Below are 23,697 nucleotides of genomic sequence, written 5' to 3'. Positions count from 1 at the left end.
GCTGTGCACGTGCCCGGCGCGTGCGTTGCGGGGAGTGCCGGCGTCGATGACAAGCACGTCGCGCCGGGCAGGTGCACAGCTACCTCGGGCGGGAAGGCATCGGGCCGCGAGAGCTTCTGACCATCGGTCGGGCCGAGGTTGAGCAGTACGGTGGCGCCTTCCGCAGCGGCACCGTGGCCGACGTGGAGCGCATCAGCGCCTCGACCTTGCGTCTGGCCCTCGCCGATGGGTCCACCGTGGACGCCAGGAGGGTGCTTGTCGCCACCGGAGTCGTCGACAAGCTGCCCGCGATCCCCGGACTCGCTGACCGTTGGGGGCGGGACGTACTGCACTGCGCCTACTGCCACGCCTATGAAGTGCGCGACAAGGCTGTTGGTCTCATCGGCAGCGGCGCGGCCTCGCTGCACCAAGCGCAGCTGTGGCGGCAGTGGACCGATCGGGTCGCGCTGTTCACCAATGATTCCGTCGAGCTGACGGCGACCAGTCGTGCCGAACTCGCGGCGCGCGGCATCGCCGTCGTGTCCGGCCCGGTCACTGGTATCGAGGTGAGCGGTGACGAACTCAGTGGCATCCGGGTTGGCGACACCGTGGTCAGCGCTCAGGTCGCCGTCGTGTTCCCCGTGTCTGTAGCGCAGGTGGGCCTACTGGCCAAACTCGGCCTTCGCGCCGAGGAGCAGCTGATGGACGACCAGATCATCGGCGCGACGGTGGCCGCTGAGAACGAGATGGGCATGACCACTGTGCCGGGGGTGTGGGTGGCCGGGAATGTGCGTGGCCACCGGGCGCAGGTCATTGACGCGGCGGCCCAGGGTGGAAGGACCGGAGCGATGATCAATATCGATCTGGTCAATGAGGACGTGCGCCACGCGGTTGCCGTGCACCCGTTCACTCCCGAATTGGAGGCGGAAGTCACCGAGCGCGTGCTCGGCGTGCGTAGGCACGGCCTGACACTTTGAAAGGCCGTGCACGTAGGCATACCAACGAGCCGACCAGGAACGTGGAGAGGAAAGCGCCCCGATGACTCAGCATCGCAACCAGCTCACCGAGGACGAAGCGGCCGCTATGTTCGAGCCGCCGGGCTGGGACGAGAGGTATGTCGGCCAGGAGGCGTTCTGGAGCGGAAACCCCAATCCCCAGCTCGTCACCGAAGCGGCCGAACTGATGCCGGGTACCGCGCTCGACGTCGGCTGCGGTGAGGGCGGTGACGTGATCTGGTTGGCCCGTCAGGGCTGGAGGGTCACCGGCGCTGACTTCTCTGCCAACGGCCTGTCACGTGCCGCCCGGCACGCCGAGCAAGCGGGAGTCATGGATCGGGTTGACTGGTGGCAAGTCGACGCACGGACCATCGCGGCGGCGGGGCGGTCGTACCACCTGGTTACCAGCCACTATCTGCACGCGCCGGACGGCGGGATGGTGGACGTGACCCGCCGACTGGCCGACGCTGTCGCGCCCGGCGGACATCTCCTCGTCGTCGGACACGCACCGTCCGCGGAATTCACTCAGCTGGCCGCGAGCCAGCGCAAGGCCATGTTCCTCGCAGAAGAGCTGCTGCCCGGTCTGCCGGAAGACTTCGAGGCCCTCGTGGTCGAACAGCGACCACGGGTGATGACCCGCGGCGGAACGACAGTCAACGGCCATGACGCCACGCTGTTTGCTCGCCGTGGACTCCAGGACTCGAGCAGCGGCTCGGTGCGCACCTACTGAGCAGGACTCAACGACACATCGGAGCAACGACCGACGACGCAGACAAAGCGGCCCAGACTTGAGGAAGCCGTCCTCTTGCCGATCTTGGAGTGTGTCGGTCAGAAGGGTTTTCGGGGTCGGTATCCGGATCCGGTGATCTTCGTTCGGTGCGGGCAGGTGGCGCGGGACGCGCTTCCGGTGCCGGGCCGGCTGCGGGGCAGGGGCGGCCGACCCGAGGGCTACTGCCACCGGCAGATGCTTGACGCGATCCGCTACGTGGTCGCAGGCGGCATCCAGTGGCGCGCGATGCGCGCCGCCGGCACCTGGTCACCGACTGTATCGGCCTGGTCGTTCACGGTCGGACAGGACCGCCACAATTCGCTGGTAGTCCACCGACAACGCTGAGACGCCCAGCCCCTCACGCCACACCGGCACCACCGATCCCGAGTGCCGCCGCCGAAAGCCGATCGATCGAGGGCGGGGGACGATCCAACCCCATGCACCCACTGCTGGCCACAGCACTCAAGGAGTACGGTTCCAAACTCGCCGCACTCATCGACCAGGGCACAGACCCGCCAACTACAACGCTCACCCCCCAGATGAAGCGCTCAGTCACAGGAATAGGCTCACTCGACAGGTCCTCGCCGTTGCATAAAGCTGCGGAGCTACGTATAGTCATGCCATCGACGAGGAGGGCTTCGATGGCAGTGCACGCAGCGGTGGCGGGAGCCAGTGGATACGCCGGTGGGGAAGTGCTCCGGCTGCTCCTGGGGCATCCCGGTGTTCGGATCGGCGCCCTCACCGGGAACAGCAACGCAGGTCAGCGCCTCGGTGCGCTTCAGCCGCATCTCGGGCCGCTGGCCGATCGGGTGCTCGACGCGACCACCCCCGAGGTGCTCGCCGGGCATGACGTGGTCTTTCTCGCGTTGCCGCACGGCCAGTCCGCCGCCGTCGCCGAGCAGCTCGGGCACGACGTGCTCGTCATCGACATGGGCGCGGACTTCCGGCTGAGGGACGCCGCCGACTGGGAGAGTTTCTACGGCTCCGAGCACGCCGGCACCTGGCCCTACGGCCTCCCCGAACTGCCGGGCAACCGCGCCGCGTTGGAGGGGTCCAGGCGTGTCGCGGTGCCCGGCTGCTACCCGACGGCCGTCTCGCTCGCGCTCTTCCCCGCGTACGGCGCGGGGCTCGTCGAGCCCGAGGCCGTCATCACCGCCGCCACCGGCACGTCCGGCGCGGGCAAGGCCGTCAAGCCGCATCTGCTCGGCTCCGAGGTCATGGGCTCGATGAGCCCGTACGGCGTCGGCGGCGGCCACCGGCACACCCCCGAGATGATCCAGAACCTCAGCGCGGTGGCGGGTGAACGCGTCAGCGTCTCCTTCACGCCCACCCTCGCGCCGATGTCGCGCGGCATCCTCGCCACCTGCTCCGCGAAGGCGCGGCCGGACGTCACCGCGGCCGACGTGCGCGGCGCGTACGAGAAGGCCTTCGCCGACGAGCCGTACGTCCAGCTCCTGCCGGAGGGCCAGTGGCCGGCGACCGCGTCCGTGTACGGCTCCAACGCTGTTCACGTCCAGGTTGTCCTCGACGAGAGCGCCCGCCGCGTCATCGCCATCAGCGCCATCGACAATCTCACCAAGGGCACTGCGGGCGGCGCCGTCCAGAGCATGAACATCGCTCTCGGACTGCCCGAGGAGACCGGGCTCCCGGCCACCGGCGTCGCACCGTGAACCAGGCCCTCCACCCACCAGTCACGACGAAGGAGACGCAGTGAGCGTCACGGCAGCAGGCGGATTCACGGCAGCGGGCATCACCGCCGGGATCAAGGACAGCGGCACCCCGGACCTGGCCCTCGTGGTCAACACCGGTCCGCGCCGCGCCGCCGCGGGCGTCTTCACCTCCAACCGTGTCAGGGCCGCTCCCGTCCTCTGGTCGGAGCAGGTCGTCAAGGGCGGTCAGATCTCCGCCGTCGTCCTCAACTCCGGTGGTGCCAACGCCTGTACGGGCCCCAAGGGCTTCCAGGACACCCACGCCACCGCCGAGAAGGTCGCCGAGGTACTGAACCAGGCCGTCCCCGACACCCACAGCTCCGGCGAGATCGCCGTCGCCTCCACCGGGCTCATCGGCATCAACCTCCCGATGGACAAGCTCCTGCCCGGCATCGAGAAGGCCGCGGCCGAACTCTCCCCGCACGGCGGCGAGAAGGCCGCCATCGCCATCAAGACCACGGACAGCGTCCACAAGACGGCCGTCGCGGGCGGCGACGGCTGGACCGTCGGCGGCATGGCCAAGGGCGCGGGCATGCTCGCCCCCGGCCTCGCCACCATGCTCGTCGTCCTCACCACCGACGCCGACGTCGACAGCCCCGCGCTCGACTCGGCCCTGCGCGCCGCCACCCGGACCACCTTCGACCGGGTCGACTCCGACGGCTGCATGTCCACCAACGACACCGTGCTGCTGCTCGCCTCCGGTGCCTCCCAAGTGACGCCCGGATACGAGGAGTTCGCGGAGGCAGTGCGCACCGTCTGCGACGACCTCGGCCGCCAGCTCATCGGCGACGCCGAAGGCGCCAGCAAGGACATCCGCGTCGAGGTGATCAACGCGGCGACCGAGGACGACGCCGTCGAGGTGGGCCGCTCCATCGCCCGTAACAACCTCCTCAAGTGCGCCCTGCACGGCGAGGACCCCAACTGGGGCCGGGTGCTCTCCGCGATCGGCACCACCTCCGCCGCCTTCGACCCCGACCGGCTGAACGTCGCCATCAACGACGTCTGGGTCTGCAAGAACGGCTCCGTGGGCGAGGACCGCGACCTCGTCGACATGCGCTTCCGGGAGGTCCGGATCACCGCCGACCTCTCCGCCGGCACCGAGTCGGCCGTCATCTGGACCAACGACCTCACCGCCGACTACGTCCACGAGAACAGCGCGTACAGCTCATGAACGCCCGCAAGCACACCGCGCTGCCCAAGGCGCAGATCCTCATCGAGGCACTGCCCTGGCTGACCCGGCACAACGGCAAGATCGTCGTCATCAAGTTCGGCGGCAACGCCATGGTGGACGAGGACCTCAAGGCCGCCTTCGCCCAGGACGTCGTCTTCCTGCGCCAGGCCGGCCTCAAGCCGGTCGTCGTGCACGGCGGCGGCCCCCAGATCAGCGCACAGCTCGACCGGCACGGACTGGTCAGCGAGTTCAAGGCCGGGCTGCGGGTCACCACGCCCGAGGCGATGGACGTCGTACGGATGGTGCTCGCCGGCCAGGTCCAGCGCGAACTCGTCGGGCTGCTCAACCAGCACGGCCCGCTCGCCGTCGGCATGACCGGCGAGGACGCGCACACCATCTCCGCCACCCGCCACCGGCCGCGCATCGACGGCGAGTTGGTCGACATCGGCCGCGTCGGCGAGATCACCGCGATCGACCCGGGCGCCATCGAGGCGCTGCTCGCCGACGGCCGTATCCCGGTCATCTCCTCGATCGCGCGCAGCGCGGACGACGGGCACGTCTACAACGTCAACGCCGACACGGCGGCAGCCGCGCTCGCCGCGGCGCTCGGCGCCGAGACGCTGATGGTCCTCACCGACGTCGAGGGCCTGTACGAGGACTGGCCGAACAACGACGACGTGATCAGCAGGCTCACGGCGACCGAGCTGGAGAAGCTGCTGCCCGAGCTGTCCAGCGGCATGGTGCCGAAGATGGAGGGCTGTCTGTTCGCCGTACGCAACGGGGTCAACACCGCCCGCGTGCTCGACGGCCGCGTACAGCACTCGATCCTGCTGGAGATCTTCACCGACTCCGGCATCGGCACGATGGTCGTCCCGGACGGCAGGCAGCACACGACCGAAGGGGGAGCGTCATGACCGACGACAGCAATCAGGCACTCGCACGGCGCTGGCAGCACGTGATGGCCGACAACTACGGCACCCCGAAGCTCTCCCTCGTACGCGGCGAGGGCGCCACCGTCTGGGACGCCGCCGGCACCGCGTACACCGACTTCGTCGCCGGCATCGCCGTGAACGCCCTCGGCCACGCGCACCCCGCCGTCGTCGACGCGGTCTCCCGGCAGATCGCCTCCCTCGGGCATGTGTCGAACCTGTACGTCGCGGGCCCGCCCGTCGCCCTCGCCGAACGGCTCATCGGCCTCGCCGGCCGCCCCGGCCGCGTCTTCTTCTGCAACTCGGGCGCCGAGGCCAACGAGGCCGCCTTCAAGATCGGCCGGCTCACCGGCCGGTCCCACATGGTCGCCACCGACGGCGGCTTCCACGGCCGTACGATGGGTGCCCTCGCGCTCACCGGCCAGCCGCCCAAGCAGGAGCCCTTCCTGCCGCTGCCCGGCGACGTCACGCACGTCCCGTACGGAGACGTCGACGCCCTCAAGGCCGCCGTCACCGAGCGGACCGCGCTGCTGATCATCGAGCCGATCCAGGGGGAGAACGGCGTCGTCGTGCCGCCCCGGGGCTATCTCGAAGCGGCCCGGGAGATCACCCGCGCGACGGGCACCCTGCTGGTGCTCGACGAGGTCCAGACGGGCATCGGCCGGACCGGGCACTGGTTCGAGTACCAGGCCCACCAGAGCGTCGAGCCCGACGTCGTCACGCTCGCCAAGGGCCTCGGCGGCGGTCTGCCGCTCGGCGCGACGCTCGCCTTCGGCCCGGCGGCGGACCTGCTGAAGCCCGGTCAGCACGGCACGACGTTCGGCGGCAACCCCGTCGCCTGCGCCGCCGGACTCGCGGTCCTGGACACCCTCGGCGCGGACGGCGCGCTCGACACGGTGAAGCGGCTGGGGGAGAAGCTGCGCGGTGGAATCGAGGCGCTCGGACACCCGTTGATCTCCCATGTCCGTGGTGCGGGGCTGCTGCTGGGTATCGTGCTCACGGAGCCGCTCGCGCCACAGGTGCAGCAGGCGGCTCAGGATGCCGGTCTTCTGGTCAACGCTCCAGCTCCCGATGTCGTACGGCTCATGCCACCGCTGATCATCGGCGACGACGAGGTGGAAACGTTCCTCCAAGCCCTGCCCGGCATCCTCGACACCGCCCACGGGACCAACGCGGACGGACGAACCGGGGAATGAGACGACGATGACCGAGGCGCAGGCACCCGAGCACAACGGGATCGGCACGGACGGCGGGAACGGGACGAGCGGCGGTGCCGAGCACATCGGCCCGTCCGTCCCGCAGACCCGCACGGCGCGGCACCGCCGGATCGTGGACATCCTCAACAGGCAGCCGGTCCGCAGCCAGAGCCAGCTCGCCAAGCTCCTCGCCGACGACGGTCTGAACGTCACCCAGGCCACGCTCTCGCGCGACCTGGACGAGCTGGGCGCCGTGAAGATCCGCAACACCGGCGGTGAGCTGATCTACGCGGTCCCCAGCGAGGGCGGCTACCGCACCCCGCACGCCCCGCTCGGCGAGTCGGCGAAGGAGGAGCGGATGCGGCGGCTCTCCGGCGAACTGCTCATCTCCGCCGAGGCGTCCGCGAACCTGGTGGTGCTCCGTACGCCGCCCGGCGCCGCCCAGTTCCTCGCGTCCGCCATCGACCAGGCCGAACTGCGGCCGATCCTCGGCACCATCGCCGGTGACGACACGCTGCTGCTGATCAGCCGCGACCCGGTGGGCGGGCAGGCGCTCGCGGACCATCTGCTGCGGCTGGCCCAGAAGGACAGCTGAGCGCGGGAGCCCGCGTTCAGTAGTTCGTGATCGCCGTACGGCCCGAGGCCGTGCCCACCGCGATGTGCGGTGAGCGGGCCGGGTCGGCCCACGCGAGGATCCGGCTCATCGCGTCGGCCGGCACGGAGACACAACCGGCCGTCGCTCCCTTGCCGTTGACGTGCAGGAAGATCCCGGCGCCCCGGCCGCGCACCGGCCGGTCGTAGTTGAAGCCGATGACCAGGGCGCGGGCGTACTGCGCGCCGTACGAGGTCAGATGCTCGGCCTCCGCCGCGCGGCAGTCGGCCGGCAGGCCCTCGACCCACCGGTTGTACGCCCGCGAGTCGTTGTCCTGGCACCACCAGGACCGGTCGGTCACCGGGCGGTAGGCGAACCGGGTCCCCGCGGGGGCGGGCCGGATACCGAAGGCGTACGGCAGGTCGTACAGCCCCGTCGGCGTGGTCGATGTGCCCTGCTCGCGCTCGCCGCCCGGGACCAGCCCGCCGGCCCCGAACCGCGCGTCCGCCGACCCCGCCGCCACCCAGCGGTCCCCGCGCCGGTCCCACCAGGTGACGCGGCCCGTGGTCGCGCCGGTGCTCGCGGCCTCGGCGGTGATCAGCTGACCGCCGCCGCCGGTGTCGGCCATCCGCTCGGGGAGGGGAACGGAGGTGCCGGCGGTCGCGACGGGGCCCGCCGCGACCGTGGCGACGACGGCGAGCAGGACGGAGCCGAGCGAGAGAAGGGTGCGCATGCCCGGACCGTATGCCGCCCGAGGCGTGACGGCCTCTCAGGTCCCGAGCCGCTAAGCCGAACGGGTGACCTCGGCGGGGCCGTCCGTGCGGGCGGGCAGCGGCAGCGGGAGCGCGGGCAGCCCGTCCAGGCTGACGCCCACGTGCTCCTTCTTCTCGCAGTACGCCGCGAACTCCTCGTCGCTCTTCCTGGCGAAGTGCTGGGCGTGCTGCGTGCGCTCCTCCCGGTACTCCAGGAAGGGGACGGCGAATCCGCAGGAGTCGCTGATCCGTACCGCGCTGACCAGGATGATCGCCCGCGCGCTCGGCCCGTCCGCGTCCGCGAAGCGCGGGATGTACCCGGCCCAGCGCGGGTCGTCCCGGAACACCGGCTCCCCGCGCCCGTGCACGCGCAGGATCTTCGGCGGGCCGTCGAACGCGCACCACATCAGGGTGATGCGGCCGTTCTCCCGCAGATGGGCGATGGTCTCGGCGCCGCTGCCGCCGAAGTCGAGATAGGCCAGCGTCGACTCGTCCAGTACGACGAGACTGCCGGAGCGCCCCTTGGGCGAGACGTTGACGTGACCGTCGTCGGCGCGTGGGGCCGTTGCGGTGAAGAAGACGGGCTGTTCCTCGATGAAGGTGCGAATACGGCCGTCGATCCGTTCGTAGAGCTTTCCCATGACATCTATTGTCGGCGCCGACGCTCGCACCCGTCGAGATGTTTCCGAGGGACGGAACGCATGACGAAGAAGACGAAGCCCCCGCACGAGGTACGGGTCCGGCGGGTCTACGAGCCGCCGGGCCCGGACGACGGGACGCGGCTGCTGGTCGACCGCCTCTGGCCGCGCGGGCTGTCCAAGACCGACGCCGTCTTCGACGACTGGCTCAAGGACGCGGCGCCCTCGGCCGAGCTGCGGAAGTGGTACGGGCACGATCCGGGCAGGTACGCGGCGTTCGCCGACCGCTACCGGGCCGAGCTGGCGGAGCCCGGATCGAGCGCGGCCGACGCCCTCGAACGCCTGCGGACCCTGGCCGCCGAAGGCACGCTCACCCTGCTCACGGCCACGAAGGACCTGGAGCACAGCCACCCTCTCGTGCTGGTGGCGGAGATCACGGAGAGTGCCTGAGCGGCCACTCGGGGGTCGCGTTGACAAAACATACGGTGCACTGCATAGTTATACCCATCAGCGTATGCACCGTAAGGAGAAACCCGTGACCGAGCGCGTCGTACTCGCCTACTCGGGAGGCCTGGACACCTCCGTCGCCATCGGCTGGATCGCCGAGGAGACGGGCGCCGAGGTCATCGCCGTCGCCGTGGATGTCGGTCAGGGTGGCGAGGACCTGGACGTCATCCGCAAGCGCGCGCTCGCCTGCGGTGCCGTCGAGGCCGAGGTCGCCGACGCCAAGGACGAGTTCGCCGAGGAGTACTGCCTCCCCGCGATCAAGGCCAACGCGCTCTACATGGACCGCTACCCGCTGGTCTCGGCGATCTCCCGGCCGGCGATCGTCAAGCACCTCGTGGCCGCCGCCAAGAAGCACGGCGCCGACACCGTCGCCCACGGCTGCACCGGCAAGGGCAACGACCAGGTCCGCTTCGAGGCCGGCATCGTCGCCCTCGCCCCCGAGCTGAAGTGCATTGCCCCGGTCCGTGACTACGCGATGACCCGGGACAAGGCGATCGCCTTCTGCGAGGAGAAGAACCTCCCGATCGCGACCACCAAGAAGTCCCCGTACTCCATCGACCAGAACGTCTTCGGACGGGCCGTCGAGACGGGCTTCCTGGAGGACATCTGGAACGGTCCGATCGAGGACATCTACGAGTACACCTCCAACCCGGCCGAGCCCCGCGAGGCCGACGAGGTCGTCATCTCCTTCAAGGCGGGCGTCCCGGTCGCCATCGACGGCAAGCCCGTCTCGGTCCTCCAGGCGATCCAGCAGCTCAACGAGCGGGCCGGCGCCCAGGGCATCGGCCGGATCGACATGGTCGAGGACCGGCTCGTGGGCATCAAGTCCCGTGAGGTGTACGAGGCCCCGGGCGCGATCGCGCTGATCACCGCCCACCAGGAGCTGGAGAACGTCACCGTCGAGCGCGAACTGGCCCGCTACAAGCGGCAGGTCGAGCAGCGGTGGGGCGAGATGGTCTACGACGGCCTCTGGTTCTCCCCGCTGAAGCGGGCCCTGGACGGCTTCATCAACGAGGCCAACCAGCACGTCACCGGCGACATCCGGATGACGCTGCACGGCGGGCGTGCCGTCGTCACCGGCCGGCGCTCGGAGGAGTCGCTGTACGACTTCAACCTGGCGACGTACGACTCGGGCGACACGTTCGACCAGTCCAAGGCGCAGGGCTTCATCGAGCTGTTCGGCCTCTCGGCGAAGATCGCCGCCAAGCGCGACCAGGCCTGATCGTCCTGGCCCCGTCCGGCACTTGACGGCGGCTCGGGGCGGAGCCCCGATTTCGGGAAGGGGCGGGGCAGGGGAGAGAATCCCTCACCCCGCCCGTCAGTGTGACCGCACGCAAGGAGCAACCCAGCAGTGAGCAGCAACACCGGTGACGTCCGGCTCTGGGGCGGCCGTTTCGCCGACGGCCCCGCCGAGGCCCTGGCCAAGCTGTCGGCGTCCGTGCACTTCGACTGGCGCCTCGCGCCGTACGACATCGCGGGCTCCCGCGCGCACGCGCGCGTGCTCAACAAGGCGGGCCTCCTCACCGAGGAGGAGCTGGACCGGATGATCGCCGGTCTCGACCGGCTGGAGGCGGCCGTCGCCGACGGCTCCTTCACCGGGACCGTCGCCGACGAGGACGTCCACACCGCCCTGGAACGCGGCCTCCTCGAACAGCTCGGCGCGGACCTCGGCGGCAAGCTGCGCGCCGGACGCTCCCGCAACGACCAGGTCGCCACCCTCTTCAAGATGTATCTGCGCGACCACGCACGGATCATCGGCGCGCTGATCGCCGACCTCCAGGACGCGCTCGTCGGCCTCGCCGAGGCGCACCCGGACGTCGCCATGCCGGGCCGTACGCATCTCCAGCACGCCCAGCCGGTGCTCTTCGCCCACCACGTACTGGCGCATGTGCAGTCCCTGTCCCGGGACGCGGAGCGGCTGCGGCAGTGGGACGAGCGGACGGCCGTCTCCCCGTACGGCTCCGGCGCCCTGGCCGGCTCGTCGCTGGGCCTCGACCCGGAGGCGGTCGCCGCCGACCTCGGCTTCGAGCGCGGCTCGGCCGCCAACTCCATCGACGGCACGGCCGCACGGGACTTCGCCGCCGAGTTCGCCTTCATCACCGCGATGATCGGCGTCAACCTCTCGCGCATCGCCGAAGAGGTCATCATCTGGAACACGAAGGAGTTCTCCTTCGTCACGCTGCACGACGCGTTCTCCACCGGCTCGTCGATCATGCCGCAGAAGAAGAACCCGGACATCGCCGAGCTGGCGCGCGGCAAGTCGGGCCGGCTGATCGGCAATCTGACGGGGCTGCTGGCCACGCTCAAGGCGCTGCCGCTGGCGTACAACCGCGATCTCCAGGAGGACAAGGAGCCGGTCTTCGACTCCTGCGACCAACTGGAGGTCCTGCTGCCCGCGTTCACCGGCATGATGGCGACGCTCACGGTCAACCGGGAGCGGATGGCGGAGCTGGCCCCGGCCGGGTTCTCGCTGGCCACCGACATCGCCGAGTGGCTGGTCAGGCAGGGTGTGCCGTTCCGCGTCGCGCACGAGGTCGCGGGGGAGTGCGTCAAGGTGTGCGAGAAGGAGGGGATCGAGCTGGACGAGCTGACGGACGACCAGTTCGCCTCGATCTCGGAGCATCTGACACCGGAGGTCCGTACGGTCCTCGACGTCTCCGGCGCGCTGGCCTCCCGCGACGGGCGCGGCGGTACGGCGCCTTCGGCGGTCGCCATCCAGCTCGCCGAGGTGAAGACGGACCTGGCGATCCAGCACGCGTGGGCCACGGCCAAGAAGTAACCGGGAACGGGAACGCCGGGCGACCGCAGCAGCGGTCGCCCGGCGTTCTTGTGTCCGGGTGGGTCAACCCAGCGACGAGATCGCCTGGTTGAACGTCTTCGACGGCCGCATCACGGCCTCCGCCTTGGCCGGGTCCGGCTGGTAGTAGCCGCCGATGTCGACCGGCGACCCCTGCACGGCGACCAGTTCGGCCACGATCGTCTGCTCCTGCTCGGCCAGCGTCGCGGCGAGCGCCGTGAACGCCTCGGCGAGCTGGGCGTCCTCGGTCTGCTTCGCCAGCTCCTGCGCCCAGTACAGCGCCAGGTAGAAGTGGCTGCCACGGTTGTCGATGCCGCCGACCTTGCGGCTGGGCGACTTGTTCTCGCTCAAGAACGTGCCGGTGGCGCGGTCGAGCGTGTCGGCGAGCACCTGGGCGCGCGCGTTGCCCGTGGTGGTCGCGAGGTGCTCGAAGCTGACGGCCAGCGCGAGGAACTCACCCAGGCTGTCCCAGCGGAGGTAGTCCTCCTTGACGAGCTGCTGCACGTGCTTGGGCGCCGAGCCGCCCGCGCCCGTCTCGAAGAGCCCGCCGCCGTTGATGAGCGGCACGACCGAGAGCATCTTGGCGCTCGTACCGAGCTCCAGGATCGGGAACAGGTCGGTCAGGTAGTCACGCAGCACGTTGCCGGTGACCGAGATGGTGTCCTCGCCGCGCCGGATGCGCTCCAGCGAGAACGCGATCGCCTCGACGGGCGTCATGATCTCGATGGTCAGCCCGTCGGTGTCGTGCTCCGGCAGGTACGCCTTCACCTTGGCGATCAGGTTGGCGTCGTGCGCGCGGCCCTCGTCCAGCCAGAACACGGCCGGGTTCCCGGTGGCGCGGGCGCGGCTGACGGCCAGCTTGACCCAGTCCTGGATCGGCACGTCCTTGGTCTGGCACATCCGGAAGACGTCGCCGGCGCTGACCGTCTGCTCCAGCACCGCGTCGCCCGCCGCGTTCACGACACGCACGGTGCCGGTGGCGGGGATCTCGAAGGTCTTGTCGTGGCTGCCGTACTCCTCGGCCGCCTGCGCCATCAGACCGACGTTGGGCACCGAGCCCATGGTCGACGGGTCGTAGGCGCCGTGGGCGCGGCAGTCGTCGATGACGACCTGGTAGATGCCCGCGTAGCTGCTGTCGGGGATGACGGCGAGCGTGTCGGCCTCGGCGCCGTCCGGGCCCCACATGTGGCCGGAGGTGCGGATCATGGCCGGCATGGAGGCGTCGACGATGACGTCGCTCGGCACGTGCAGGTTGGTGATGCCCTTGTCGGAGTCGACCATCGCCAGCGCGGGGCCCTCGGCCAGCTCGGCCGTGAAGGACTCGGCGATCTTCGATCCGTCCGGCAGCGACTCGAGGCCCTTGAGGATCCCGCCGAGACCGTCGTTCGGGCTCAGCCCGGCGGCGGCGAGGGTGTGGCCGTGCTCCGCGAACGTCTTGGGGAAGAAGGCGCGCACCGTGTGACCGAAGATGATCGGGTCGGAGACCTTCATCATCGTGGCCTTCAGGTGCACCGAGAACAGCACGTCCTCGGCCTTGGCGCGGGCGATCTGCGCGGAGAGGAACTCACGCAGCGCGGCCACGCGCATCGCGGAGACGTCCACGACCTCGCCGGCGAGCACGGGCACCGACTCACGCAGGACGGTGGTGTTCCCGTCGTCGCCCACCAGCTCGATCCGCAGCGAGCCGTCCTCGGCGATCACGGCGGACTTCTCGGTGGAGCGGAAGTCGTCGGCGGACATGTGCGCGACGTTCGTCTTCGACTCGGCCGTCCAGGCGCCCATCCGGTGCGGGTGCGCCTTGGCGTAGTTCTTCACCGAGGCGGGCGCGCGGCGGTCCGAGTTGCCCTCGCGCAGCACCGGGTTCACGGCGCTGCCCTTGACCTTGTCGTAGCGCGCCCGTACGTCCTTGTCCTCGTCGGACTTCGGGTCGTCCGGGTAGTCGGGCAGCGCGTAACCCTGCTCCTGGAGCTCGGCGATGGCCGCCTTCAGCTGCGGGATCGACGCCGAGATGTTCGGCAGCTTGATGATGTTCGCCGCGGGCGTCTTGGCGAGGGCGCCCAGCTCCGCGAGCGCGTCATCGATCCGCTGCCCCGCTTCGAGACGGTCGGCGAAACCGGCGATGATCCGCCCCGCCAGGGAGATGTCACGGCGCTCCACCGTGACCCCGGCCGTCGAGGCATAGGCCTCGACCACAGGCAGGAATGAGTAGGTGGCCAAGGCCGGGGCCTCGTCCGTGTGCGTGTAGATGATGGTCGAGTCTGTCACCGGGTGCTCCGCTCCACGTCTGCAACATTGCTCGACATCAAGATATCTCGTTGCCGGGCCACGTTCGACAGTGGCCCGTGGTGAGTGCCACTCGTATCGGATGAGACATCAGTGTCTCGTTCGGGCTATGGTTGTCTCATGACAGTCGATCGTGATCAGGTGCTGCGCACGGCCGCCGCCCTCCTCACCCGCAAGGCGACCGCCACCATGGACGAGGTCGCGCGGGCCTCCGGCATCGGCCGGGCCACCCTGCACCGGCACTTCGCCGGACGGGACGCGCTGGTCAGGGCGCTGGAGGAACTGGGCATCCGGGAGTTCGAAGCGGCGCTCGACGCGGCCAGGACCGACGAAGGGTCCGCGAGTGACGCCGTGCGACGGCTCATCGCCGAGATCGAGCCCGCCGCCGGACTCCTCGCCTTCCTCGTCACCGAGAACCAGCTGTTCGAGGGCGAGATGAACGAGGGCTGGGACCGGCTGGACAGCCGTGTCTCCGCCGTGTTCCAGCGCGGACAGCGGCAGGGTGAGTTCCGGATCGATCTGAGCCCGGCCTGGCTGACCGACGCCTTCTACGGGCTGGTCAGCTCAGGTTTCTGGGCCGTTCACGACGGACGCGTCGCCACCAAGGACTTCCAGTACATGATCGCCGAGCTTCTGCTCGGCGGAGCACGACGGAGCGTGGAGCAATGAGCAGCACCTATCGGCCGACGACGGAGAAGGACGCCCGGCAGCGCCCGGGGCGCTGGCTCGCCCTGTCCGTACTCGTCCTGGCCGTCCTGCTGGTGGCGGTCGACGCAACGGTCCTCGGCCTCGCCACGCCCTTCCTCAGCGAGGACCTCAAGCCGTCCGGCACCCAGCTGCTGTGGATCGGCGACATCTACTCGTTCGTCATCGCCGGCCTGCTCGTCTCCATGGGCAGCCTCGGTGACCGGATCGGCCGCAAGAAACTGCTGCTGACCGGCGCCGTCGCCTTCGGCGCCGTATCCGTACTCAACGCGTACGCCACCAGCCCCGAGATGATGATCGTCGCGCGGGCGCTGCTCGGTGTCGCCGGCGCGACGCTGATGCCGTCCACGCTGGCTCTGATCCGCAACATCTTCCACGACCCCCGGGAGCGCAGCGTCGCGATCGGTATCTGGGGCGCCGCCGCCTCGGCGGGCGCGGCCGTGGGCCCGGTCGTCGGCGGATTCCTGCTGGAGCACTTCTGGTGGGGCTCGGTCTTCCTGATCAACCTGCCCGTCATGGCGGTCCTGGTCGTCGTCGGCGTGAAACTCCTGCCCGAGTCGAAGAACCCCGCGCCCGGCCCCTGGGACCTCCAGAGCGTGGTGCTGTCCCTCGTCGGCATCGTCGGTGTCGTGTACGCCATCAAGGAAGCCGCCGCGCACGGGCTGCGCTGGGACATCGCCGCCGCGGCGGTGGTCGGTGTCGCCGCGCTGGTCCGTTTCGTCCGCAGACAGCTCAGGATCCGCCATCCGCTGCTCGACATGCGGCTGTTCAGGAACCGCGGCTTCTCCGGCGCCGTACTCGCCGACCTGCTGACCATCCTCGGTCTGTCGGGGCTCGTCTTCTTCCTGTCGCAGTATCTGCAACTCGTCCAGGGCCGCGGCCCGTTGGAGGCGGGCGTGGCCGAACTGCCCGCCGCCGTCGGAGCCGTGACGGCGGGGCTGCTCGCCGGGCGGGCCGCCCGGCGGTTCTCCGTACGGCTCGTGGTGGCCGGCGGCCTCGCCGGAGTAGGCCTGGCGACCGCCGCACTCGTCCTGCTGACCGAGAACACCGGCTACCCGATGCTCGGCGCCGTACTGCTGGTCGTCGGCGTCGGCGCGGGATTCTCCTTCACCGTGACGGCCGACGTGATCCTCTCCAGCGTCCCCAAGGAACAGGCGGGCTCCGCGTCGGCGGTGTCGGAGACGGCGTACGAACTGGGCGCCGCGCTCGGCATCGCGCTCCTCGGCTCGATCGTCACGGGCGTCTACCGGGGCTTCCACACCCCGGCGGGCGTACCCGCCGGGACGGCGGACGCCGCGCACGAGTCCCTCGGCGGCGCGGTCGAGGCGGCGGGCGGCATCCCCGGCCACCAGGCGGCCGAACTGGTCGCGGCGGCCCAGGAGGCCTTCGTCCACGGCCTGCGCATCGCGGCGGGCGCCGGGGCCGCGGTGCTGCTCGCGACGTCGGTGGTGGCGTGGTTCCTGCTGCGCGGCCAGAAGCTGGAGGACGGCGTGGAGCACGGGCAGGAGGACGCCGTGCCGGATCCGCAGGACGCCCGGCACTGACACACCGGTGCCCCGCACCCCCGAGGCCGGGGGTGCGGGGCACCTGGTGGGTCGGCCGGGTCAGGCCGCCTTCGCCTTGGTGGCGTACATGTCCACGTATTCCTGTCCGCCGAGCCGCATGACCTCCGTCATCACGGAGTCGGTCACCGCCCGCAGCACATAGCGGTCGCGGTCCATGCCGTCGTACCGCGAGAACTCCATCGGCGCGCCGAAGCGGACCGTCACCCTGCTCGGCCGCGGCATCCCCGACCCGTTCGGCTGGATCTTGTCCGTGCCGATCATCGCGAACGGCACCACCGGCGCGCCCGTCATCAGCGTGAGCCGCGCGATACCGGTACGGCCCCGGTACAGCCGGCCGTCGGGGGAGCGCGTGCCCTCCGGGTAGATGCCGAACATATGGCCGTCCTCCAGCACCCGGCGGCCGGTCATCAGCGCCGCGACACCGCCGCGCCCGCCGTCACGGTCCACCGGGATCATGCCGCAGCCGGTGAAGAACCAGGCCATCAGCCGGCCCTTGATCCCCTTGCCGGTGACGTACTCGTCCTTGCCGATGAAGAAGACCTGCCGGCTGCCGCAGACGAGGGGCAGGATCATCGAGTCGATGAACGTGAGGTGATTGCCGGCGAGGATCACCGGGCCGGTCCCCGGAATGTTCTCGGCGCCCTCCACCCGTGGCCGGAACATCAGACGCAAGATCGGTCCGAGCACTGCTTTGACGAGCGCAAAGCGGGACAACGGGGTCCTCCGGTTGGTGAGCGTTCGTAGCGAGCCGACTAACTCGTCGCAGGTGAGGACGATACTCGCGGGTCGGGCCCCCGCGCACATCGGGTTCATCCATCGGTTACAGGGTGTTGACACGAGTTTCCGGTGTGTTCGCGCCAGATCTGCCCCGCGTACGGAGACCGCTGTCTACGCTCAAGCCCTCGCTTGACAGGTGCGGGACAGCACATGGACATCACATGAAGGAGCGTTCATGACACAGGGTGCGCGGAACATCCCGGGACGACGGACCGTGCTGGGAGCGGCGGTGATCGGCTCGGCCGCACTCGGTCTTTCCGCCGGTACGGCCGGTGCGGCGCAGGCCGCACAGGCCGGCACGCGCGGCGCGGGCCACCGCCCGCCGCAGAAGAAGCTGCCCGTGCCGACGATCGTCGGACACCGCGGTGCCAGCGGCTACCGGCCCGAGCACACCCTCGGTTCGTACCAGCTCGCGCTCGACATGGGCGCGCACGTGATCGAGCAGGACCTCGTGCCGACGAAGGACGGTCATCTCGTCTGCCGTCACGAGAACGACATCACGGGTACCACCGATGTCGCCGACCACCCGGAGTTCGCCGGGCGCAAGACCACCAAGAGCGTCGACGGCGTCAGCCTCACCGGCTGGTTCACCGAGGACTTCACGCTCGCCGAGCTGAAGAAGCTGCGCGCCAAGGAGCGCATCCCGCAGTCGCGCCCGCACAGCACCCTCTACAACGGCCGCTGGGAGATCCCCACCTTCGAGGAGGTGCTGCGCTGGGCCGACGAGGAGGGCCGCCGCCGGGGTGAGCCCGTATGGCTGTACGTCGAGACGAAGCACCCCACCTACTTCCGGGGTCTGGGCCTCGGTCTGGAGGAGCGCCTCGCGAAGCTGCTGCGCCGGTACGGCAGGGACCGCCGCGACTCGCCGCTCTTCCTCCAGTCCTTCGAGCCCACCAGCATGCAGCGCATGGCCAAGCTGGTCTCGACCCCGCGCGTCGTGCTGTTCGACGCCGCGAACACCCAGCCGTGGGACTTCAAGCAGTCCGGCGACCCGCGCTTCGTGGCCGACCTCATCAAGCCCGAGGGGCTGAAGTGGATCGCGTCCTTCGCGCAGGGCATCGGCCCGTGGGTGGACCTGATCATCCCGAAGGACGCGACGGGCAAGCTGGGCAAGCCGACCACGCTGGTGCGCGACGCCCACGCCAAGGGCCTGATCCTGCACCCGTACACGATGCGCAACGAGAACAGCTTCCTGCCGGCCGACTTCCGGATCGGCACGGACCCCAACGCGTACGGCGACGCCTTCGGCGCCTTCAAGACCTACTTCGAGCAGGGCATCGACGGCATCTTCACCGACAACCCGGACACGGGTCTGCTGGCCGCCGCCGACTTCAACAAGAAGTAGGCGCGTCCGAGACTCCCTGACACCGTGACACCCGTGCCCCGGCGGGCTCCTCGCCCGCCGGGGCACAACCGTCTCCCACGGAGGCCGAGTTGGGCACGGGACCGCAGAACGTACACCTGGCCCCCGGCGCCGCCCGGTGGCTGCGATGTTGTCGCCCGACGACCTCGGTCACCGCGAAATCACAGGGGAGTTGGCTATCTCACAGGGTGGATTGGAGCCTTGGCGTTCCCCACGCCTGTGATGCCTGCGCAGAATGCTCACCACAGAGGTTGCAGCTCCTGAACTCCGGGGAAAGGAGCGGTAGACAACCGGCGGCAGCAGGTGAGCGGGAGGCATGCACACATGGGCATGAGCGTGACCATCTCAGCGGCGAGTGCACAGGACGCGGAACACATCCTCAAGCTTCAGTACCTGTGTTACCAGAGCGAGGCCGAGCTCTACGGTGACTACACCATCGAACCGCTGACCCAGACCCTCGACGACCTCAAGGACGAGATCGCCCGCGGCCACGCGCTGGTGGCCAGGCTCGGCGGCGAAGTCGTGGCCTCCGTGCGGGGCGTCATCGACTCCGAGGGCACGGCCAGGATCGGCAAGCTCATCGTCCATCCCCGGATGCGGCACCACGGGCTCGGCGGGCGGCTGCTCGACGCGATAGAGGGAAGCTTCGCCGGGGCGGAGGCCGCCAAGCGCTTCCAGCTCTTCACCGGCCATCGCAGCGAGGGCAATCTGCGGCTGTACCGGAGCAAGGGGTACGCGCCGGTGGCGAGCGAGCCGACCGGTCCCGGGCTCACGCTCGTGACGCTGGAGAAGGAGGCGGCCACCGGGGCGTTCGTCGCCAGCGCCTGACGGCCGGCCGCCGCTCAGACCTCAAGAGCCCAGCCGCTCAACTCCGTCGGGACCTGCGCAGCCACAGCATCCCCGTGACCGGCAGCAGCACGGGAATGAAGAGGTACCCCCAGCCGAACCCGGACCACACCGTCGCCTCGGGAAAGGCCGCGGGGTCCACGACCGTCCAGGTCCCGACGGTGAGCACGCCCACGAGTTCGCCCCCGCAGCACACCAGCGCCGCCTTCCGGGCCGTCTCCCCGCCCCGTACGAGCGTGTAGGTGATGAACACGTACACGACGGCGGCGACGCCCGACAGCGTGTACGCCAGCGGCGCCCGGTCGAACTTGGTGGAGATCTCGAAGGCGGTCCGCGACACCGCGCCGACCGACATCACCCCGTACAGCCAGACGAGCAGCAGGCCGGGCCCCTGGACCAGCCTCGTCCGCCCCACCGTCCCGGTCTCCACGGTCAGCCTCCCCAGATGTCGTACAGACGCACTTCGAGCACGGCGAGCACGACGGCGCCCGCCGCGACCGTCGCCGAGCCCCAGCGGGTCCGCTCGGCCAGTGACAGGAATCCGGCCGCCGGTACGGCGGCGAACGCGCCGATCAGATACGAGACGAAGATCACCGAGCCCTCGGCCGGGTCCTCACCGCGCGCCAACTGAACGACCCCGATCACCAGTTGGACGAACGCCAGCACCGTCACCACGGCCATGCCGATGAAGTGCCAGTCCTTGGTGGGCTGGTCCCGGTACGCGGCGAATCCGCACCAGGCGGCGAGGGCGAGGGCGGCCACGGAGACCGCGACCGTCAGGGCGACAAGCATGACGTCGAGAGTATTACGGCACGACAGGCCCGATGCGCTCGCCCCTGTGGGGAACGGGCCGGGGCCCCTCCGCCCCACGGGCCGCCGGACCGTGGCCTTGGCCACAACCCGCCCTGACTCCAGATCGGGCGCCGACCCCGCCTGCGGGGTCCCCGTACCCGTATCCACGCAGGTCAGAGCGGTGACTCCGGAGACCGGCCGCGTCCGGCGGCAGTGCGTACAGGGCTGTCCGCTATTCGGACAGGCCGCCGAACCGTGGATATACGTCTGCTTTACTTACCGACATGACCACGACGAGCAGCCGCATCCTTGCGACCGAGGCGATCACGACGCCCGGTGCTCGCTGTCTGTGTCGAATGTGCGCCCGCTGAGGGCCCCTGCCTGAGCCTCGCGCCCCGAAGCGAGACCCGACAGAAGCGACGCCACACCCGTGGTCACGTCTCGTCACACCCGTACGTCCCTCACCCGTGACCGGCCCCGCGCCGCCGCGAGTTGACGTGCCGTGTCGCGCCGCGCCCTGTCGGACCGCCCGAATCCCCGTGCCCCGCCCGGCCGCCGTGCCGCGCACCCGACAGTGACGGAAACCCCCTGTGATCACCACTACGGGCCTGACGAAGATCTACCGGTCCGGCCGGTCGCGCGGCCATGAGATCACCGCGCTGGACGGCGTCGACCTGCACGTCCGCGAAGGCGAGGTGTTCGGAGTCGTCGGCCGCAGCGGCGCCGGTAAGTCCTCGCTCATCCGCTGCGTCAACCTTCTCGAACGTCCCACCGCCGGCACCGTGAGCGTCGACGGAACCGATCTGACCGCGCTCGCCGGCCGTGGCCGCCGGGCCGGCAAGGATCTGCGCCGCGCGCGCAGCTCCATCGGCATGGTCTTCCAGCACTTCAACCTGCTGTCGTCGCGCACCGTCCAGGACAACATCGAGCTGCCGCTGGAGATCCTCGGCCACTCCGGGCAGGAACGTTCCCGCAGGGCGCTGGAACTGCTCGACCTCGTCGGTCTCACCGACAAGGCCAGGGTCTACCCCGCCCAGCTCTCCGGCGGCCAGAAGCAGCGCGTCGGTATCGCCCGCGCACTGGCCGGCAAGCCGAAGGTGCTCCTGTCCGACGAGGCGACCAGCGCACTCGACCCGGAGACCACCCGCTCGATCCTGCGGCTCCTGCGCGACATCAACCAGCAGCTCGGCCTCACCGTCCTGCTGATCACGCACGAGATGGAGGTCGTCAAGACGATCTGCGACTCGGCCGCGCTCATGGAGAGGGGCCGGATCACCGAGTCCGGCACGGTCGGCGACCTGCTCGCCACCCCCGGCTCCCGACTGGCGCGCGAACTGTTCCCGGTGGACGGCGCCGGAAACGGACCCGGCGGCACGGTCCTCGACGTCACGTTCCACGGCGACGCGGCCACCCAGCCGGTCATCTCCCAGCTGTCGCGCACCTACAACATCGACATCTCGATCCTCGGCGCGGCCATGGACACCGTCGGAGGCCGCCAGATCGGCCGGATGCGTATCGAACTGCCCGGCACCTTCGAGGAGAACGTCGTGCCCGTCGGCTTCCTGCGCGAACAGGGACTCCAGGTCGAGATCGTGAACGCCGCCCCGCAGGTGGCCGAGACCGTCGCGCTCACCAAGGAAGGCACCAAGTGACCTGGTCCGAAATGCAGCCGCTGCTCACCCAGGGGACGCTCGACACCCTCTACATGGTGCTGTGGTCCGCGCTGGTCACCGTCGTCGGCGGACTGCCGCTGGGTGTCCTGCTCGTCCTCACCGACAAGGGCGGTCTGCTCCAGAACACCGCCGTCAACAAGGTCGTCGGCGTGATCGTGAACATCGGCCGCTCACTGCCCTTCATCATCCTGCTGATCGCGCTGATCCCCTTCACCACCTTCGTCGTCGGCACCTTCATCGGCCCCACCGCGATGATCGTGCCGCTCGCCATCGGCGCCATCCCGTTCTTCGCCCGGCTCGTCGAGACGGCGATACGGGAGGTCGACCACGGCCTGGTCGAGGCCGTCCAGTCCATGGGCGGCTCCCTCCCCACCATCGTCCGCAAGGTGCTGCTTCCGCAGGCCCTGCCGTCGATCGTCTCCGGCACGACCACCACCGTCATCGCGCTCATCGGCTACTCGGCCATGGCAGGCGCGGTCGGCGGTGAAGGACTCGGCTCCAAGGCCGTGACGTACGGATTCCAGCGGTTCGAGAACGGCTTCATGATCGCCACGGTCGTCGTACTGATCCTCATCGTCACCGTGATCCAGCTGATCGGCGACCTCGCCGTACGACTGCTGACCCGCCGGACCCGTACGGCATAGCCACACCGGCCACCAGATGTCCCACCGGCCCGCACTCCTTGTCCGGGCCCGACCACCGAACACCGGAAAGAGGCACTCTTCGTGCGCACCCACCTCAAGATCGCGGCAGCCGCCGCCACCGCCGCCCTCGCCGTCGGCCTGAGCGCCTGCGGCACCTCGTCGGACCCCGCCGAGAAGACGGCGGACGGCGCCAAGGCCGACGAGTCCAAGCCCCTGCTCGTCGCCGCGTCCCCGACACCGCACGCCGACATCCTGAACTTCATCAAGGACAAGCTGGCGGCGGACGCCGGACTCAAGCTCGACGTCAAGGAGTTCACGGACTACGTCCTGCCGAACACCGCCACCGAGAGCGGCGAGGTCGACGCCAACTACTTCCAGAACAAGCCGTACCTGGACGACTTCAACAAGAAGAACGACACTCACATCGTTCCCGTCGTCAACGTCCACCTGGAACCGCTCGCCCTCTACTCCAAGACGGTCAAGGACCTGGGCGCCCTCAAGTCCGGCCAGACCGTGGCGATCCCCAACGACACCGTCAACGAGGGCCGGGCCCTGAAGCTCCTCGCCGACAACGACGTCATCACGCTCGCGGACGGCGTCGAGGGCAACGGCACCCTCGCCGACATCAAGGACGCCAAGGGCCTGAAGTTCAAGGAGCTGGAGGCCGCCACCCTGCCCCGCGCCCTGAACGACGTGGACGCCGCCGTCATCAACGGCAACTACGCCATCGAGGCCGATCTCAACCCGGCCGAGGACTCGCTGGCCCTGGAGAAGACCGCGGACAACCCGTACGCCAACTTCCTCGCCGTCAAGGAGGGCAACGAGAAGGACCCGCGTGTCCTGAAGCTCGCCAAGCTCCTCAACTCGCCCGAGGTGGAGCAGTACATCAAGGACACCTACAAGAACGGCGCGGTCCTGCCCGCCTTCGGCCCGCCCGCGTAATTTGTCCGCGCGGCCCGGCCGTCAATCCGGTACGAGCCCCGCACACCCGGCCGTGTGCGGGGCTCGTACCGGA

At 69.8% G+C, this 23,697-nt stretch carries 24 protein-coding genes; 18 read left to right on the top strand and 6 right to left on the bottom strand.

Annotated elements, in window-relative coordinates; translation table 11 throughout:
- The first annotated feature begins 71 nt into the window (after positions 1-71).
- The 8 genes from BHU15_RS16495 (at position 72) to BHU15_RS16460 (ending at position 7,343) form a co-directional block, all read left to right on the top strand.
- A complete protein-coding gene (locus BHU15_RS16495; protein ID WP_218028063.1) occupies positions 72-956 on the top strand; it encodes an NAD(P)/FAD-dependent oxidoreductase in 885 nt (294 codons plus the stop codon).
- Between the two features lie 61 nt (positions 957-1,017).
- Entirely contained in the window at positions 1,018-1,704 is a 687-nt protein-coding gene (locus tag BHU15_RS16490) for a class I SAM-dependent methyltransferase (RefSeq protein ID WP_069627882.1), read from the top strand.
- Positions 1,705-1,836: 132 nt separating this feature from the next.
- The gene (locus tag BHU15_RS42275) at positions 1,837-2,088 is read left to right on the top strand and encodes a transposase (RefSeq protein WP_069627881.1); all 252 of its coding nucleotides are present in this window, start codon (positions 1,837-1,839) and stop codon (positions 2,086-2,088) included.
- Positions 2,089-2,384: 296 nt separating this feature from the next.
- On the top strand, positions 2,385-3,413 hold the full coding sequence (gene argC / locus BHU15_RS16480; RefSeq protein ID WP_069627880.1) for an N-acetyl-gamma-glutamyl-phosphate reductase: 1,029 nt from the start codon (positions 2,385-2,387) through the stop codon (positions 3,411-3,413).
- A 40-nt stretch (positions 3,414-3,453) separates the two neighbouring features.
- Positions 3,454-4,623, top strand: a complete 1,170-nt coding sequence (gene argJ, locus BHU15_RS16475) for a bifunctional glutamate N-acetyltransferase/amino-acid acetyltransferase ArgJ (RefSeq protein WP_069627879.1) — start codon at positions 3,454-3,456, stop codon at positions 4,621-4,623.
- On the top strand, positions 4,620-5,537 hold the full coding sequence (argB, locus tag BHU15_RS16470; RefSeq protein WP_069627878.1) for an acetylglutamate kinase: 918 nt from the start codon (positions 4,620-4,622) through the stop codon (positions 5,535-5,537). Before argJ ends, argB begins: the two co-directional genes overlap by 4 nt.
- Positions 5,534-6,748, top strand: coding sequence for an acetylornithine transaminase (locus BHU15_RS16465; protein ID WP_069627877.1), 1,215 nt, complete (start codon positions 5,534-5,536; stop codon positions 6,746-6,748). Before argB ends, BHU15_RS16465 begins: the two co-directional genes overlap by 4 nt.
- Positions 6,749-6,755: 7 nt before the next feature.
- Positions 6,756-7,343, top strand: a complete 588-nt coding sequence (locus BHU15_RS16460) for an arginine repressor (protein ID WP_079128180.1) — start codon at positions 6,756-6,758, stop codon at positions 7,341-7,343.
- A 16-nt stretch (positions 7,344-7,359) separates the two neighbouring features.
- On the opposite strand, the gene BHU15_RS16455 is transcribed toward BHU15_RS16460, so the two are convergent.
- Together BHU15_RS16455 and BHU15_RS16450 are read right to left on the bottom strand one after the other, a co-directional pair.
- On the bottom strand, positions 7,360-8,073 hold the full coding sequence (locus BHU15_RS16455; RefSeq protein WP_069627876.1) for a L,D-transpeptidase family protein: 714 nt from the start codon (positions 8,071-8,073) through the stop codon (positions 7,360-7,362).
- 51 nt (positions 8,074-8,124) lie between these two features.
- A complete protein-coding gene (locus BHU15_RS16450) occupies positions 8,125-8,733 on the bottom strand; it encodes a pyridoxamine 5'-phosphate oxidase family protein (RefSeq protein WP_069627875.1) in 609 nt (202 codons plus the stop codon).
- Between the two features lie 60 nt (positions 8,734-8,793).
- Here BHU15_RS16450 and BHU15_RS16445 point away from each other — a divergent pair, with 60 nt between their 5' ends.
- From BHU15_RS16445 to argH, 3 genes are all read left to right on the top strand, one after another.
- A complete protein-coding gene (locus tag BHU15_RS16445; protein WP_069627874.1) occupies positions 8,794-9,180 on the top strand; it encodes a DUF488 domain-containing protein in 387 nt (128 codons plus the stop codon).
- Between the two features lie 85 nt (positions 9,181-9,265).
- Positions 9,266-10,459 carry an argininosuccinate synthase gene (locus BHU15_RS16440; RefSeq protein ID WP_023542896.1) on the top strand — a complete coding sequence of 398 codons (1,194 nt, stop codon included), beginning with the start codon at positions 9,266-9,268 and terminating at the stop codon, positions 10,457-10,459.
- A gap of 129 nt (positions 10,460-10,588) precedes the next feature.
- The gene (gene argH, locus BHU15_RS16435; RefSeq protein ID WP_069627873.1) at positions 10,589-12,016 is read left to right on the top strand and encodes an argininosuccinate lyase; all 1,428 of its coding nucleotides are present in this window, start codon (positions 10,589-10,591) and stop codon (positions 12,014-12,016) included.
- A 63-nt stretch (positions 12,017-12,079) separates the two neighbouring features.
- On the opposite strand, the gene BHU15_RS16430 is transcribed toward argH, so the two are convergent.
- Positions 12,080-14,299: an NADP-dependent isocitrate dehydrogenase gene (locus tag BHU15_RS16430; RefSeq protein ID WP_069627872.1), complete on the bottom strand. Its 2,220-nt coding sequence runs from the start codon at positions 14,297-14,299 to the stop codon at positions 12,080-12,082.
- Positions 14,300-14,437: 138 nt separating this feature from the next.
- On the opposite strand from BHU15_RS16430, the gene BHU15_RS16425 reads away from it, so the two are divergent.
- Both BHU15_RS16425 and BHU15_RS16420 read left to right on the top strand, forming a co-directional pair.
- The gene (locus BHU15_RS16425; RefSeq protein WP_023542899.1) at positions 14,438-14,986 is read left to right on the top strand and encodes a TetR/AcrR family transcriptional regulator; all 549 of its coding nucleotides are present in this window, start codon (positions 14,438-14,440) and stop codon (positions 14,984-14,986) included.
- On the top strand, positions 14,983-16,566 hold the full coding sequence (locus BHU15_RS16420; RefSeq protein WP_069627871.1) for a DHA2 family efflux MFS transporter permease subunit: 1,584 nt from the start codon (positions 14,983-14,985) through the stop codon (positions 16,564-16,566). The genes BHU15_RS16425 and BHU15_RS16420 overlap by 4 nt, the downstream gene beginning before the upstream one ends.
- A gap of 60 nt (positions 16,567-16,626) precedes the next feature.
- Here BHU15_RS16420 and BHU15_RS16415 read toward each other — a convergent pair whose 3' ends face one another.
- Positions 16,627-17,400: a lysophospholipid acyltransferase family protein gene (locus BHU15_RS16415; protein ID WP_376206211.1), complete on the bottom strand. Its 774-nt coding sequence runs from the start codon at positions 17,398-17,400 to the stop codon at positions 16,627-16,629.
- A 139-nt stretch (positions 17,401-17,539) separates the two neighbouring features.
- Here BHU15_RS16415 and BHU15_RS16410 point away from each other — a divergent pair, with 139 nt between their 5' ends.
- Together BHU15_RS16410 and BHU15_RS16405 are read left to right on the top strand one after the other, a co-directional pair.
- Positions 17,540-18,709: a glycerophosphodiester phosphodiesterase gene (locus BHU15_RS16410; protein ID WP_069627870.1), complete on the top strand. Its 1,170-nt coding sequence runs from the start codon at positions 17,540-17,542 to the stop codon at positions 18,707-18,709.
- Between the two features lie 342 nt (positions 18,710-19,051).
- On the top strand, positions 19,052-19,555 hold the full coding sequence (locus BHU15_RS16405; protein ID WP_023542903.1) for a GNAT family N-acetyltransferase: 504 nt from the start codon (positions 19,052-19,054) through the stop codon (positions 19,553-19,555).
- A gap of 37 nt (positions 19,556-19,592) precedes the next feature.
- Here the strand turns inward: BHU15_RS16405 and BHU15_RS16400 are convergent, their stop codons facing one another.
- Together BHU15_RS16400 and BHU15_RS16395 are read right to left on the bottom strand one after the other, a co-directional pair.
- Entirely contained in the window at positions 19,593-20,009 is a 417-nt protein-coding gene (locus BHU15_RS16400) for a hypothetical protein (protein ID WP_069627869.1), read from the bottom strand.
- A complete protein-coding gene (locus BHU15_RS16395; protein ID WP_069627868.1) occupies positions 20,006-20,365 on the bottom strand; it encodes a hypothetical protein in 360 nt (119 codons plus the stop codon). Before BHU15_RS16395 ends, BHU15_RS16400 begins: the two co-directional genes overlap by 4 nt.
- A gap of 590 nt (positions 20,366-20,955) precedes the next feature.
- Between BHU15_RS16395 and BHU15_RS16390 the strand changes: the two genes are divergently transcribed.
- The 3 genes from BHU15_RS16390 (at position 20,956) to BHU15_RS16380 (ending at position 23,624) form a co-directional block, all read left to right on the top strand.
- A complete protein-coding gene (locus BHU15_RS16390) occupies positions 20,956-22,017 on the top strand; it encodes a methionine ABC transporter ATP-binding protein (RefSeq protein WP_069627867.1) in 1,062 nt (353 codons plus the stop codon).
- A complete protein-coding gene (locus BHU15_RS16385; protein ID WP_023542907.1) occupies positions 22,014-22,682 on the top strand; it encodes a methionine ABC transporter permease in 669 nt (222 codons plus the stop codon). The genes BHU15_RS16390 and BHU15_RS16385 overlap by 4 nt, the downstream gene beginning before the upstream one ends.
- 81 nt (positions 22,683-22,763) lie before the next feature.
- Complete coding sequence (locus BHU15_RS16380) at positions 22,764-23,624, top strand: MetQ/NlpA family ABC transporter substrate-binding protein (RefSeq protein ID WP_023542908.1); 861 nt, start codon at positions 22,764-22,766, stop codon at positions 23,622-23,624.
- The last annotated feature ends 73 nt before the right edge of the window (positions 23,625-23,697 follow it).

It is taken from the genome of Streptomyces niveus (assembly GCF_001723055.1).
In the GTDB taxonomy this organism is placed as follows: domain Bacteria; phylum Actinomycetota; class Actinomycetes; order Streptomycetales; family Streptomycetaceae; genus Streptomyces; species Streptomyces niveus.
The sequence above is the reverse complement of the archived record's forward strand: the minus strand, read 5'-3'. Positions and strand labels throughout refer to the sequence as shown.